Origin of the sequence: Microbacterium deminutum (genome assembly GCF_039530205.1) — a bacterium.
GTDB lineage: Bacteria > Actinomycetota > Actinomycetes > Actinomycetales > Microbacteriaceae > Microbacterium > Microbacterium deminutum.
In genome coordinates, this window is the sequence record NZ_BAAAOG010000002.1 from 128152 (window position 1) to 141215 (window position 13064).

The 13064-nt window shown below is 67.2% G+C and carries 14 protein-coding genes; 8 read left to right on the top strand and 6 right to left on the bottom strand.

From position 1 onward, the window contains the following. Positions 1 to 206: 206 nt before the first annotated feature. Both ABD212_RS06920 and ABD212_RS06925 read left to right on the top strand, forming a co-directional pair. On the top strand, positions 207 to 1934 hold the full coding sequence (locus ABD212_RS06920) for an MFS transporter (protein WP_344092721.1): 1728 nt from the start codon (positions 207 to 209) through the stop codon (positions 1932 to 1934). An 82-nt stretch (positions 1935 to 2016) separates the two neighbouring features. After that, positions 2017 to 4002, top strand: coding sequence for a serine hydrolase (locus tag ABD212_RS06925; RefSeq protein WP_344092723.1), 1986 nt, complete (start codon positions 2017 to 2019; stop codon positions 4000 to 4002). A 171-nt stretch (positions 4003 to 4173) separates the two neighbouring features. Here the strand turns inward: ABD212_RS06925 and ABD212_RS19075 are convergent, their stop codons facing one another. After that, positions 4174 to 4422 (bottom strand): DUF7882 family protein, encoded by a 249-nt coding sequence (locus tag ABD212_RS19075; protein ID WP_486341486.1) that lies wholly within the window; start codon positions 4420 to 4422, stop codon positions 4174 to 4176. A gap of 164 nt (positions 4423 to 4586) precedes the next feature. On the opposite strand from ABD212_RS19075, the gene ABD212_RS06930 reads away from it, so the two are divergent. After that, on the top strand, positions 4587 to 5303 hold the full coding sequence (locus ABD212_RS06930) for an HAD family hydrolase (RefSeq protein WP_344092725.1): 717 nt from the start codon (positions 4587 to 4589) through the stop codon (positions 5301 to 5303). A gap of 29 nt (positions 5304 to 5332) precedes the next feature. Then, positions 5333 to 5650, top strand: a complete 318-nt coding sequence (locus ABD212_RS06935; RefSeq protein WP_344092727.1) for a hypothetical protein — start codon at positions 5333 to 5335, stop codon at positions 5648 to 5650. 29 nt (positions 5651 to 5679) lie between these two features. On the opposite strand, the gene ABD212_RS06940 is transcribed toward ABD212_RS06935, so the two are convergent. Then, on the bottom strand, positions 5680 to 5865 hold the full coding sequence (locus ABD212_RS06940) for a hypothetical protein (RefSeq protein WP_344092730.1): 186 nt from the start codon (positions 5863 to 5865) through the stop codon (positions 5680 to 5682). A 407-nt stretch (positions 5866 to 6272) separates the two neighbouring features. Continuing rightward, complete coding sequence (locus ABD212_RS06945; RefSeq protein ID WP_344092732.1) at positions 6273 to 7136, bottom strand: oxidoreductase; 864 nt, start codon at positions 7134 to 7136, stop codon at positions 6273 to 6275. Between ABD212_RS06945 and ABD212_RS06950 the strand changes: the two genes are divergently transcribed. The 3 genes from ABD212_RS06950 to ABD212_RS06960 all read left to right on the top strand — a co-directional run bounded on the left by ABD212_RS06950 (position 7123) and on the right by ABD212_RS06960 (position 9047). Further along, complete coding sequence (locus ABD212_RS06950) at positions 7123 to 7665, top strand: MarR family winged helix-turn-helix transcriptional regulator (RefSeq protein WP_344092734.1); 543 nt, start codon at positions 7123 to 7125, stop codon at positions 7663 to 7665. The genes ABD212_RS06945 and ABD212_RS06950 overlap by 14 nt on opposite strands. Before the next feature lie 94 nt (positions 7666 to 7759). Beyond that, positions 7760 to 7945 carry a hypothetical protein gene (locus tag ABD212_RS06955; RefSeq protein WP_344092736.1) on the top strand — a complete coding sequence of 62 codons (186 nt, stop codon included), beginning with the start codon at positions 7760 to 7762 and terminating at the stop codon, positions 7943 to 7945. 136 nt (positions 7946 to 8081) lie between these two features. After that, complete coding sequence (locus tag ABD212_RS06960) at positions 8082 to 9047, top strand: MBL fold metallo-hydrolase (RefSeq protein ID WP_344092738.1); 966 nt, start codon at positions 8082 to 8084, stop codon at positions 9045 to 9047. 216 nt (positions 9048 to 9263) lie between these two features. Here the strand turns inward: ABD212_RS06960 and ABD212_RS06965 are convergent, their stop codons facing one another. After that, positions 9264 to 10226, bottom strand: a complete 963-nt coding sequence (locus ABD212_RS06965) for a magnesium transporter CorA family protein (protein WP_344092740.1) — start codon at positions 10224 to 10226, stop codon at positions 9264 to 9266. A 258-nt stretch (positions 10227 to 10484) separates the two neighbouring features. Further along, positions 10485 to 11681 carry an acyl-CoA dehydrogenase family protein gene (locus ABD212_RS06970; RefSeq protein WP_344092742.1) on the bottom strand — a complete coding sequence of 399 codons (1197 nt, stop codon included), beginning with the start codon at positions 11679 to 11681 and terminating at the stop codon, positions 10485 to 10487. A gap of 115 nt (positions 11682 to 11796) precedes the next feature. Between ABD212_RS06970 and ABD212_RS06975 the strand changes: the two genes are divergently transcribed. Next, the gene (locus ABD212_RS06975) at positions 11797 to 12540 is read left to right on the top strand and encodes a FadR/GntR family transcriptional regulator (protein ID WP_344092744.1); all 744 of its coding nucleotides are present in this window, start codon (positions 11797 to 11799) and stop codon (positions 12538 to 12540) included. 1 nt (position 12541) lies between these two features. Here ABD212_RS06975 and ABD212_RS06980 read toward each other — a convergent pair whose 3' ends face one another. Beyond that, positions 12542 to 13033, bottom strand: a complete 492-nt coding sequence (locus tag ABD212_RS06980) for a flavin reductase family protein (RefSeq protein ID WP_344092746.1) — start codon at positions 13031 to 13033, stop codon at positions 12542 to 12544. Positions 13034 to 13064: the final 31 nt, after the last annotated feature.

The following is a 13064-nucleotide window of genomic DNA, read 5'->3' on the forward strand; positions in this document are numbered from 1 at the left end:
CGGAGTTGGCTCGACGGACTGGACGCCATCGAGAACCCTCAGCGGCGATCGCGGGACGCTACCCCGAACGCCTGAACCGTGGCTCTGAACTGCGCGAAGTCGTGCATGTCCTGACGACCCTTGGCTGGAGCATGACCCGTGACCCGGGGTCAGACCGGGGACACACACGGGTGCGAGCGATGAGGCGATCAATCAACGTGGAAAACATGACCAAGATAGAGCTCGACCAGACGACGGCACACGCCTTCCCGAGACAGCGGTGGACGCTGGTGCTGGTGTTGACGGCGGCGTTCATGCTGCTGCTGGACATCACGGTGGTGAGCGTCGCGCTTCCATCGATTCAGCAGGACCTTGGGGCGAGCCTGCCGGACTTGCAGTGGGTGAGCGCTGCGTATGCCTTGGTGTTGGCCGTATTGCTCCTGCCAGCGGCAACCCTGGGAGACCGGCTGGGCCGGCGCCGGCTGTTCCTGGTGGGTATGGTCATCTTCACGGTGGCGTCCGTGGCGAGTGGCCTGGCCACGACTGCCTTGGCACTCGAGGTGTTCCGGGCAGTTCAGGGTGTCGGGGGTGCGGCGCTCTTCGCGACCGCCACGCCCTTGCTGCGCGCCGAGTTCTCCGGTGCTGCGCTGGCACGGGCGCTGGGCGGCTTCGGTGCCACGCTCGGCGGGGCCAGCGCCCTCGGTCCGCTGATCGGGGGACTGTTGACCGACACACTCGGCTGGCGGTCCATCTTCTTCGTCAACCTGCCGGTAGGTGCGGCGGCGGTCGCGGTCGGGCTGGTCAAGTTGCGAGAATCCCGCGACCGCGCAGGCGGCAAACTCGACTGGCTGGGCACGATCCTGATCATCGCCGCGCTCACCGCTCTGATGTTCGCGCTGGTCAGCGGCAACGGGCTGGGCTGGACGAGCCCGACGATCCTAGCCCTGTTCGCGGCCGCAGCAGTGGCTCTTGCCGCGTTCGTGATCTACGAGTTGCGCTTCGCCCGCGCACCTGTGGCCGACCTACGGCTGTTCAGGCGACGCAGCTTCGCCGCGACCGGCTTCGTTGCGTTCGCGATCTCAGCCACGGTCGTCGGGACGATCACATATGTGTCCCTCTATGTTCAGAACACGCTGGGCTACTCCCCGCTCCAGGGCGGGCTGCGGCTGCTGCCGATGTTCGTGGCGGCCTTTGCGGTGGCGCTGCTGACCGGTCGGCTGATCGGCAAGGTGTCGATGCGGGTGCTGTTGGGTGTAGCCATGGCCTCAGCCTCAGCCGGACTGGCCTCGATGGCCCATCTGACCGCCACCTCGAGCTGGCTGGTGCTGCTTCCCGGTCTCATCCTGGCCGGGATCGGGTTGGGCATCACATCCACAGGCCTGGCTTCATCCGCGCTTTCGGCGGTGGAGCCAAGACGCTCCGGGATGGCAGCCGGCATCACGAACACACTTCGCCAGGTCGGCACGGCCACTGGCGTGGCGGTGTTCGGCGCCCTGTACGCATCACGCGTCACCATCGCGACGTTGCATAGCCTGGCAGACCTGCCTGCGCCGCCACATACCCTCCACCGGCTGGCCGCCGCAGTCGCCTCTGGCGCCGGCGCCAGAGTCGCCGCCCTGGTCCCGCCCGACGCGCGCGCAGCGGTCGCCGGCGCAGCTCACGCCGGGACCGCCAGCGGACTGAATGACGTCCTGCTCGCGGCGGCGGCGTTCGCCCTGCTCGGAGCGATAGTGGGCTTCGCATGCGGACCCGACCCGGCCAAGCAAGCGCCGCCCGCCCGGCCCGCCGACTTGTCCCCAGCCGACCCCAGGCCAGCTCGGAAACCAGAACCAGCACCAGCACAGGGCGGAGTTTCCGTCCGAGCCGAAAACCAGGTGGTTGGGGGTAGATGCAACGGAGCCGAGTGTCGGGCCGGCGGCGACACGTCAGGAGGGTCAGGTGTGCTGCCGCGGTAGCCCGAAGCCCAGCCGCAGCACGTCTCCTCCCGCGGAAGAAGCATGCTGAACATCGACGGGTTCAGCGCGTAGCATCGGTGGCGTGGACTTCGTCGCGTACCACGATCGCACCAGCGCCGACCACCAGGCCCACTTCGACGACCTGTTCCCGCAGGGCTACCGGATCACGAGCCTGAGCGTTTACGGACGGCGCGGCGATGAGCGTTACGCCGCCGTCTGGGTGCGCCGCGGCGGACCGGACTGGTCGGCCGTCCACGGCGTCGATTTCGCCGGCTATCAGGCGGCCTTCGACAACGCCGTCGCCGCCGGCTTCAAGCCCGTGCTTCTGACGGCAACCGGCCCGGCCGACGACCCGGTCTTCGCCGGCACCTTCGAGCAGCGATCGGGCTCGGTGCCGCTCACCCGCCACGGGCTGGTACGCGGAGACGTGAGCGACGCGGCGACCATCGACCACTGGCTCGACCAGGCACGCCGCAACCGCTGGCTGCCGACCAGCATCGCGGTCTACGGCGAGGCACCCGACCTGCGCTACGCGGGGATCTGGGTCGACGACTCGAACGGCACCTGCTGGACGCTGGATGGACTCGGCGACACGGCCGGCGAGTACCAGGCGCGCTTCGACGCGCTCGTCCCGGTTGGGGCGTTCCCTCACCAGGTGGCGGTCTCTCCCGACGGCCGCTACACGTCGATCTTCCGCGACGACCGCGTCGACGACTGGTTCGCCCGCCACGAGCTCAGCAGCGCCGGCTACCAGCAGGTCTTCGACCAGTTCGTGCCCCAGGGCTACTGGCCGCTGTCGGTGCAGGGCGGCGGGGCCGGCGCCTCGACGCGCTTCGCGGTCGTCTTCGGCAAGTCCGACGCACGGCTGCCGCTGACCTGGCGCGCGCCGACCGGGCCTGTGGCGAATGCCGCGCTCGACGACATCATGCAGCAGGCCATGGCCCGCCACCGCATCCGCGGCGCGGGGATCGCGCTCGTGCAGGCCGGGCGGCTGGTCTACGCGCGCGGCTACACCCTCGCGGAGCCCCACTACCCGGCGGTGCAGCCATCCACGCGCTTCCGGCAGGCCAGCGTCAGTAAGACGATCGTCGCACTGGCCGTGCACCGGCTGATCCAGGACGGACAGCTCACCTTCGGCACGCGCGTGCAAGACGTGCTCGCCCTGACCCAGCCCGACGGCTCGGCGGTGCCATCGATGTTCCACGACGTCACGGTTCAGCACCTGCTGGAGCACACCAGCGGTCTGCCGACCAACCCGTACGGCATCGAGCCTCAGGTGGCCCTGGCCTTCGACCTCGCCGGGCGGCCGACACAGCTGCCAGTGGATGGACGTAAGACCGACCGCTTCCTCGTCACCCAGCCGGCGAGCCCGCCTCCGACGACGCCAAGCTACAGCAACTGGGGCTACTTCCTGCTCGGCCACGTCGTCATGAAAGTCACCGGCAAGACCACGCTGCCGGCCGCGCTCAGCGGGCTGCTCACCAGGCCGCTGTCAATCACCGGTCTGCGCATCGCACGCACCCGCGTCGAGGGACAGACGCCAGGCGAAGCCCGCTACCACCCGACCCTGTTCGGCATCGGCGCGAGCATCGTCGACCAGGACCGGCGCTGGCGCGCCACAGGCTACGGCGGATTCTGGGGCCTGGAGCGCAACGACGGCGGCGGCGGACTCTCAGCCTCCGTGGTCGCCGTCGCGCGACTGCTGGCGATGCTTGACATACGCACGAACAACCCAGTCCTGCAGCCCGCCACAATCGCGAACCTGTTCACCATGGCGATGAACGGCGGCGGCCACGGATTCGACACCGCGCTCGTCATCGACGCCGCCGCCGGCAGTTACTACGGCATGAAGGGCGGCAGCCTCCCCGAGAGCAGCCAGAACTGCGTGCGGTACATGACCGGCGACCTGTCGATGGTGCTCTGCTGGAACCGCCACGACATCGGCGAAGGGGCCGGCGGCGACGGCTGGTGGTACCCCGACTTCCCACTGCTGCTCAACGCGGCACGCTCGCTAGCCTGGGCCGGCGACGACCTCTTCCCCACGTTCGGCATGCCCAGCCTCGCGTGACCGTAACGATCCTCCGCCGGGCCTCGCCGCCGCGCACCACATTGGCTGCAGCACCGCGAACGGCGGCGACATGGTCGAGCCGTGCAGGACCTGATGGCCGACTTCCTTCTGCACAGGAAGCAGCCGCCAGATCGCATCCGCCGCGGAAACTCGCCCGCCAGTCCCGTGCCGTCAGGGAGGCGGGGACGGTTCTACAGGTTCCGGGAGAATCGAGAGTCCGCTGGGACTGCTCGCTTCATTGATCAAGTCCTCCACCCACCTGCGATTGATGTGGGGACTGCGGCCGCCGTAGAAATGAACCTGGACCGGAATGGATCCAGAAACTGCGATGCCCACTGCCGTCAGCGAGGTCTGGGGCAGCGTTTCTCGAAGCTGTGCGGACGCCGCCGCAGAGGCGATCCCGAAGCTCCGGAGTGACATCCTCGGACTAACGTGCGCCCAGCAGCGCGGTGGTGACCCTGGAGGTCAGGGGAGACGACTGCACCGCGGAATGACGCGGATCGGCGGCACTCGCCGCGACTGCACAGTGTTCCTGATTCCACCAGCCCCTCACGGTCGGGCGGCGGGAGGCGTTTGCTTGGGGGATGACCCCAGCTTCGCACCGACGCTCCGCCGTCCTGTTCGACATCGATGGGACGCTGGTCGACTCGAACTACCTCCATGTCGATGCGTGGGACCGAGGGTTCGTTGCCGCGGGACACCCGGTCGACGTGTGGCGGATACACCGCGCGATCGGGATGGACTCGGCCGTACTGCTCGAGCGTCTCCTCGGCCACGACGCGGAGGACATCGGCGACCTGGCGAAGAGTGAACACGATCGCCTCTACCGAGGACTGGCGGATCGTCTCCGCCCGATCCCCGGTGCCCGTGAGCTTTTGGCAGAACTGGGGCGACGCGGGCACACCGTGGTGCTGGCCACTTCCGCACCGCAACGCGAACTCGACACCCTCTTGAAGGTGCTCGACGCAGACCAAGCCATCGACGTCGTGACATCGGGGGAGGATGTGAGCACCGCCAAACCTTCCCCCGACATCATCGAAGTCGCGCTTGCAAAAGCGTCGGCGCGTGCCGAGTCGGCGTGGCTGGTGGGCGACTCGGTTTGGGATGTCGAGGCGGCCGCACGGGCGGGCGTCGCGTGCATCGGGGTGCGCAGCGGAGGATACGGCGCTCAAGAACTGCTCTCTGCCGGCGCTGTGGTCGTCTACGACGATGTCGCCGATCTCCTGCGGAAACTCGACCGCAGCCCCCTGGCTGGCATCAGCGCCGCGCATCCGGTCCTCACGACCGGCGGAGCGCGGTAATGGACAGACTTCACTATGCAGGTGACTCGGTGATCACTGGCACCGCGATTGCGGAAGCTCTGCTGGATTACGCTCAGGCGCTGGCGCAGGCGGCCGGGTCGGCGACGGTTCAGATCCCTACCCTCAACGACGACGGCTCGCAAGGCCGATCGGAAATCCTGGTGGGCCCGTCCAGCCAACTCATCTCCGATGCCGAGGCATCCGAGCACGACGAAGTCACCGATGAGAGCGTCGTGATCTACCTACGGGAAGAAGCGGTCAACCTGCGTGCACACGGTTTGCCGGCCACGGGCACAGCGATCCCCGAACCGCGATCCGTTCCCGACTGGTCCGATTTCGAGTCCTGACGTCGACCGTCCGGTCATCATCCGCGGTGTCAGTCGTAATCGATGCGGCGACCCCGCAGCATCGCCATCTTGTCGAGGAGGGGGAAGATCGCGTCGACATCGATGAGTTCGTCCGCTTCTCCGCACTCGTAAGTGACGATGGTGTCGATCCGCCAGCCGACGCGGATCTGAGCACGCCCGGAGGTTCCTTCGGAGTCGATGAATGGGATCTCCACGACGTCCAGCAACTACATCTGCGGTGCGAGCTCGACGATGAAAGGCAATGACGTGGCAACGGAACAGATCGTTGTGGACTTCATAGAGGATTTCACCCCTTTCCGCCGCGAAACGGGGGCCCGCAAGGCACCTTGGATCGCATAGCTTCACCTCGCAGGAAGGGACGACGACCTCGCGTCACGTCCGACGGAACGCTCTGATAGCGACGTCGCCTTGTCGAGCACTTCGAGGACGAGTCGGTGAGGATCCCCGGTCGCCCTAGTCACGCCGATCTCGCAAATGCGGTTGCACGAGACCACACGTCGGCCTGAGCGTGTCGGCGACCAGCGGCTGCGAACCCCCACGGCCAGGTGGATGCGAGCTTCGCATCCGTGCTGAACTCGTCGTCCTGGGCCCCAGCGGCGATCTAGATGTTCGCCAGCTCGGCGAGGTCACTCTCGGTCAGGGACACCCGCACGGAACTGAGATTCTCTTCGAGGTGATGCGGCGTATTCGTGCCCGGGATCAAGAGCACATGCGGGCCGAGCGACAGCAGCCACGCCAAGGCGACCTGAGCGGGGGTTGCATCCCTCGTTCTCGCTATGCGTCGCACCGCCGGATGCGCGAGTACCCGATCGCGATCGGCTCGCGGCCAGCCCAGCGGGCAGTAGGGTGCGAACGCGATGTCCTGTGCGGCCGTGATGTTCAGCACATCCCGCGAGTGGTGGCTGGCGAGACTGAAGTAGTTCTGCACGCAGACGACCTCTGTGATTTCGAGTGCTCGTCGGAGTTGCGCGGCGCTGACATTGCTGAGGCCGACGCCGTCGATGAGACCGTCGTCGCGTGCCTCGATCATCGCCGCCAGCTGATCGTCGAAGCGGGCATCCGGGTCAGCGGTCGGATCCGGCATCCGCAGATTCACCGCCGCGAGATGGTCGACACGGAGAGTGCGAAGATTGCCCTCGATGCCGGTGCGCAAATCGCGCGGCGCGTCATATCTCAAGATCTCGCCCGCGGGACCCCGTCGCACAGCGACCTTGCTCACGATCGCGATCTCGTCGCCGATCGGCGCCAGCGCATCGCGGAGCAGTTCGTTGACAATGTCGGGACCGTAATACTGCGCCGTGTCGATGTGGTCGACGCCGAGTTCGACAGCGCTGCGAATCAGGCGGATCGCCGCTTCGCGGTCGGGTGGTGGTCCGAAGACACCGGGTCCCGCGAGCTGCATAGCTCCGTATCCGACGCGCGCGACGTTGTGGGACCCGATTTGAAATCGATTGGATGCGGTCACTCACTGTCCTCCGTTCGACACGGTTCTCGGGTTGCGGTTTGCTTGCTCAAGCAAGCGCTATGGTGTGCGCATGCGCGATTTCACTGCGGACGAGGACCGCCTGTGGCGAACACTGATGCGCCTGAATGGTGCCCTCCCTCGACTCCTCGACGACGACCTCCGTGGTTCAGGGCTCACCTTGTCCGAATTCGCCATCCTCCTCGTGCTCTCCGAGGCTGAGGATGGAGAGCTGTGGATGAGCGGACTCGCGTCGGCCGCCGGACTATCACCCTCGAGGACGACGCGCGTGGTGGCCGATCTGGAACGGCGAGGCTTCGCCGAGAAGCTCAGGAGCAGGTTCGACGCGAGAAGCGCCGTCACGAGGGTGACGAAACCCGGAAGGGACGCCGTCAGGAAGGCGTACCCTATCCAGGTCGACCGGGCGCGCGAAGTGCTGTTCGACCACCTCGATTCCGCACAGGTCAGAGACGCGGCGGACACACTCGAACCATTCTTGCGTCGCGTCCGCGAGCTCAGCCGTCCGTCCTGAGGAATGGGCGGCACCTTCGAGGCTGGCGAACACCTCGGCGGCACCCGACCGGCCGAGTAGCTATCGGCGTTCAAGGCAGGGCCGAAATCCCGCGGTGAACATCGGCGATCTCGTCGGATCGGCAGCGTCGGCAACTCTCGCGTCGGATGCCGTCAGGCGCGTGTTCGAAGCCGTTCGCGTTGCGGTCGACGGCAAGGACAGGCATCTGCCCGCGAGGGCGACCGCGACCGCCCAGCCCCGCGCAACACTCGCGCCCACCACCACGGCAGCAGAAGCCTGAGTCACCGCGCGTCCTCCCTTCCTCGCCCGAATACAATAATGCTTGTGCACGCAAATAAACAGGTCTAGCCTCACCATCGGATGACAGATCCGTGCGGGCGAGGCTCGCTCGCACAAACCACGAAGGGAAGCACATCATGTCCGAATCGGTCGACTCTCCCGCACTTCCGGACTACGCGCCGCTGCCCGAGTCCGCCCTTGGTCCCGCGCTCAATGAGGACGGCTACCACGTCGGACGTGTGGAGCGGAATCTGTTCTGGGTGACCGACAGCGTCTATGTGGCGGCGTTCCTGGCAACCCCAGAGGGCGTGATGCTGTTCGACGCACCGCCGACCATCGGCCACAACCTGCAGCGGGCGATCGATGAGATCGCCGAGGCAGAAGGCACTCCGAACACGGTGACGCACCTGGTGTATTCGCATCACCACGCCGATCACGCCGGCGCTGCGGACCTCTTCCCCGACGCGACTCTGATCGGCCACGAGGAGACCAGACGTCTCCTCCTGCGCGACGACGATCCGACGCGGCCGGCACCCGAGGTCACCTTCGCCGACTCGCTGACACTGGAGATCGGCGGGGAGCGGGCCGACCTGGCGTTCCACGGCCCGAACCACACGCCGGACAACATCTTCATCCACTTCCCCGGTCACGACGCGCTGATGCTCATCGACATCGTCAACCCGGGATGGGTGCCGATCTTCAACACGAACCTCAGCGAGGACATGCCGGGATACATCGACGCACCCGCTCAGGCGCTGGCACTTCCGTGGACACATCTCATCGCCGGTCATCTGGGAAGACTCGGCACCCGCGCAGACGTGGAATTGCATCAGGCCTATATCGCGGACATCGTCGCCGCCTCGTATGCCGCCTTGGGGTCGGTCGACCCCACGCAGTACTTCGTCAAGTACGGCCCGAACGCGTGGGGCTGGGTGAACGGGTATCTCACCGAAGTCACCACCACCGCCACCAGGCCAGTCGTCGAGAAATACACCGGCGTGCTCGCCGCGGCCGACATCGAGGCGCTCACCTACTCGACGACATTCATGCTCATGCAGTCGCTCCGCCTCGACAAGGGCGTCGGCTCCCAGGTACACCCTTGAACCAGAGGACGACGAGATGACCAGCGAAACCCGACGGGACCCGAGCACCGACACGCTTGATCACCCCTGAGAACGCGGCGCTGGAACGGGTGTCAGTGCGACCGCATGCATGATGCGTGTCGTCGTGCTCCCGGACGGCGCCGCGGCCACGACATCAGGCGCACGTCGTGCGAATCGACCGAAGGCCTCGCAGCGGCACGGATGCCCCCACACGGCTCAGCCGTCGGAACCGGTCCAGCCCTTGTGGTGGAACCACCACCACATGAAGGCCGCGGATGCCACCATGGTTCCGAGCCCGAGCACCAAGAACGCCCACTGACCGACCAGGACGTGGCCGACCTCCCAGCTGAAGTTCATGCCGAAGAACCCGGTGAGAAAACTCAGCGGCAGGAAGATCGACGCGATGATCGCGAGCTGCTTGGAGGTCTCGCCCTGCCGGTTCGCGACCGCCGACAAATAGAGGTCCGTGCAGCCGGAGACCATCTCGTGGTACGAGTCGAGCTCGTCGGTGATACGGATCAGATGATCGTAGACATCCCGGAAGTAGTCATGACTGTCCGACTCGAGCCCCGCCAGATCGGCGATCACCTCGATCTCGCGGGCGAACACATCACGCATCGGGACGACGGCCTTGCGGAGCACGAGCAACAGGCGCTTGAGACGGAACGCCTCGGTGAGCTGCTTGCGGCCCGCGCCCGCGACGATCGCATCCTCGAGGTCGCTGATCTCCTCATCGAGGTCGGAGAGGATCGGGAAGAAGCTGTCGACGATGACGTCGACGATCTTATAGACGTGGTATTGCTCGCTGCGCGCCGACGCGCGCTGCGCGAACTGGGTCCGCACAGTGTGCAGCTCCGGGAACGGGCCCCGATGCAGCGTCACGATGAAGTCCCCGCTGAGGTGGCAGTGGATCTCCTCGAGCGGATGCGGATTCACATCCTCCGGCTTGGAGGCCACGCCCCCCTTGAGGACGAGGAGCGCAGTCTCGCCGTATGTGTCCAGCTTCGGGCGCTGCCCGAACCTGATGCTGTCCTCCACCGCCAGCGGATGGAGGTCCAGGACGGTGCCGAGATGCCGAATCTGCTCTGGTGTCGACCCCGTCGCATCCAGCCAGAAGAACTCGTGGCTCTGCCGCAGCTGTGCGATGAGGGCGTCGTCGATCGCGTCGAGAATGCGCATAGGGTCCGAACCTCACAGGATGCCGGGTGTTGACGCTACAGCGTAACCATGCGCACTCCCGTTCCGTCCCACCGCCGCAGTGTCGCAGTGCGCCGGTCGGGCCACGCACCGGCCGCAACGCGTTGGCCGGCCGACGCAGGACGCCACGCTGCACGCGCAGCGAAGAGGCACAAACGGCGATCTCCTTGGCGGCTGTGGTGCGTGTTTCGCCTCGCCCCGGTCGTTGAGCGAGCCGAAGGCGAGACGAAACCCAGCGGTTCAGACGAGCGGTGAGACCGGCCGCTCGTCGCCGAGGATCGCCTTGCCGTACACCTCGTACGAGACGGCGGGTGCGATGACCCCGTGCCGGGCCGCGACCGCGGAGTCCCGCCAGATGCGCTGCAGCGGGCTCGACTCCGCGAACGAGCCCGCGCCGTGCACCCACAGCAGGATGTCGATCGCCTGCGTGACCGACTCGGCGATGAGCGCGGTGTCGGCACGCACGCGAGCCCGCATGAGATAGTCAGGGTAGTCCCCTGCCGCTGCGGCGGTGTCGATGTCGGACGCGGCACGGCGCGCGTGCAGCTCGGCGGTGTCGAGCAGCTGCGCGGCCTTCGCCACCTGGAGCTGCACGGCGGTCGATTCCGCCTGACGCTCGAAGAAGCTGTAGGCGATCGGCTTGGTCGCGGCCTTCTCGACGACGAAGTCGTACGCCGCGCGGCCGAGCCCGAGCTGCGCACCGATGAGCACGAGCGCGAGCACGGGTACGAACGCCGAGCGGTGCACCGGCTCGTCCGCGGTGAACTCGTTCGCGTACTGGCCGCCGATGGCCGGCGGTACGAGCATGACACGGTGGTCGGGCACGAACACGTCCTCGACGACGATGCAGTTGCTCGCGCTGGAGCGCATGCCGGCGACGAACCAGGTCTCGTCGATGGAGTAGTCGCGGCGCGGAATCAGCACGACGCCCTGGTTCACGATCTCGCCTGCTTCGTTCGGGATCGGGATGCCGACACCGGCCCAGTCCGCCTCCCACGAGCCGGAGTTGTAGTACCACTTGCCGGTGATCTGATAGCCGCCATCGACGCGCACGGCCGTCGCGGTGGGGGCGAGCACCCCCGTGACGAGTGCGTCGGGGTTGTCGCCGAACAGCTCGTCCTGCGCCTGACGGGAGAACAGCGCCGCGAGCCAGCCGCACACGTTGGCGAGCGCAACGGTCCAGCCCGCACCGCCATCGGCATAGCCGACGGCGGCAGCCACGTCGAGCTGGTCCTGGGTGGTGCCCTCGAGGCCCCCGTACCTGGCGGGCGTTCCGATGCGGAACGCGCCGGCGGCGCGCAGCGCCTGGATCGACGCTTCGGGCACGCGCCGGGCGATCTCGCCCTCGGCCGCGTTCTGACGCAGCAGGGGCTGGATCGCCGTGATTCGTTCGATGACCTCGGCGACAGTCGTCGGGGCCGTGAGGGTGTCGGACATGCGGGTTTACCTCTCCATCGGGGTGATCGGCCGGCGGATCCGGCGCGAAGCGCGATACGGGCGAGCGGCCCGGCTAGCATCGAAGCCGGACCGGACGAGTGAAAGGGGACGGCGGATGACGGATGCTTCTGACATCCCGGCCCTGGATCCCCGGGTGTGGGGCGTGAAGCCCGCGGCGCCCTCGCCGAGCCGCGCGGAGCAGGCTGCGTCTGTCATCGAGCAGCTCGCCGAGAAGGCCGGGCCGACGAACCGGATCGGCAGCAAGGACGACCTCCGCGCGGTCACGGCGGTCTCGGTCGGAACGCTCAACGAGGCGCTCGCCCTCGCCCAGGCACGGGGGGTCGTCACGTTGCGCCGAGGCCCGGGCGGCGGCATCTTCGCAGCGCCGAAGTCGTCACTCGTTCGCATGGGCAACTCGATGATCGGGCTCGAGAACGACGAGCGCACGGTCGCCGATGCGCTGCGCATCCGCAACGCGCTCGATCCGCTCGTGATCGGCGACGCGCTCACGCACTCGTCGGCGGCCGACATCGCCGACCTGCGCCGCATCACGGATGCCATGCGCGAGGGGATCGCAGCCGGCGATATCGATGCCTTCCTGCGTGGGTCGTGGGCGTACCAGCGACGCGTGGCAGAGATCAGTCCGAGCGCCATGCTGTACGCCGTGTACGTCAACGTGCTCGGCGTGCTCGACGAGGGCACGGTGGCTGTCGGGGCCTCGACCGACGCAGCGGAGGCGACACACCTCTTCGACCTGTTCGACCGGATGTCGGATGCCCTCGCCGCCCGGGACCGCGACGCCGCGTTCGACGTGATGCGGGACTTCATCGCGTCACAGGGTCCGTCTGTCGAGAACTGAGTCAGGCCGCGTCCCACACCGGGGTAGGCGTCGCGATGTGGCCGCCGAACGAGCGCCTGCAGTAGACCATGGGCTGAGCGGAGCTCGTCTCGGCCGACATGATGCGACCGATCACCATGGTGTGGTCGCCGCCTGCCACCTCCGACTGCAGCTCGCACTCGATCCACGCGGCTGTGCCGCCGAGCCGCGGCAGACCGTTCTGGAGCTGCCACTCGATGTCGGCGAACCGGTCCCCCGTACGACTGGCGAAGCGCCGCGCATGCCGCGACTGGTGCTCGGCCAGCAGGTTCACACCGAACCGCCGGGTTCGCAGCAGTCGCTCCAGCATCGTGGTGCCCGAGATGAGCGAGGCCAGTACCAGGGGCGGATCCATCGACAGCGAGATGAACGCGCCGATCGTGGCGCCGGCCGGGCCGTCGTCCCACGTCGTCAGCACCGTCACGGGCGACGGAATGCCCGCCATGAGATCGCGGAACTGCTCCGGAGCGATCATGACATCTCCCTTGATAGATCATGATGAATAT

Bases quoted from the DNA above. Each gene is read 5' to 3' on its own strand.
- ABD212_RS06965 (WP_344092740.1), bottom strand. From the start codon at position 10,226: ATGCGCATTCTCGACGCGATCGACGACGCCCTCATCGCACAGCTGCGG.
- ABD212_RS06960 (WP_344092738.1), top strand. From the start codon at position 8,082: ATGTCCGAATCGGTCGACTCTCCCGCACTTCCGGACTACGCGCCGCTG.
- ABD212_RS06975 (WP_344092744.1), top strand. From the start codon at position 11,797: ATGACGGATGCTTCTGACATCCCGGCCCTGGATCCCCGGGTGTGGGGC.
- ABD212_RS06980 (WP_344092746.1), bottom strand. From the start codon at position 13,033: ATGATCGCTCCGGAGCAGTTCCGCGATCTCATGGCGGGCATTCCGTCG.
- ABD212_RS06920 (WP_344092721.1), top strand. From the start codon at position 207: ATGACCAAGATAGAGCTCGACCAGACGACGGCACACGCCTTCCCGAGA.
- ABD212_RS19075 (WP_486341486.1), bottom strand. From the start codon at position 4,422: ATGTCACTCCGGAGCTTCGGGATCGCCTCTGCGGCGGCGTCCGCACAG.
- ABD212_RS06970 (WP_344092742.1), bottom strand. From the start codon at position 11,681: ATGTCCGACACCCTCACGGCCCCGACGACTGTCGCCGAGGTCATCGAA.
- ABD212_RS06930 (WP_344092725.1), top strand. From the start codon at position 4,587: ATGACCCCAGCTTCGCACCGACGCTCCGCCGTCCTGTTCGACATCGAT.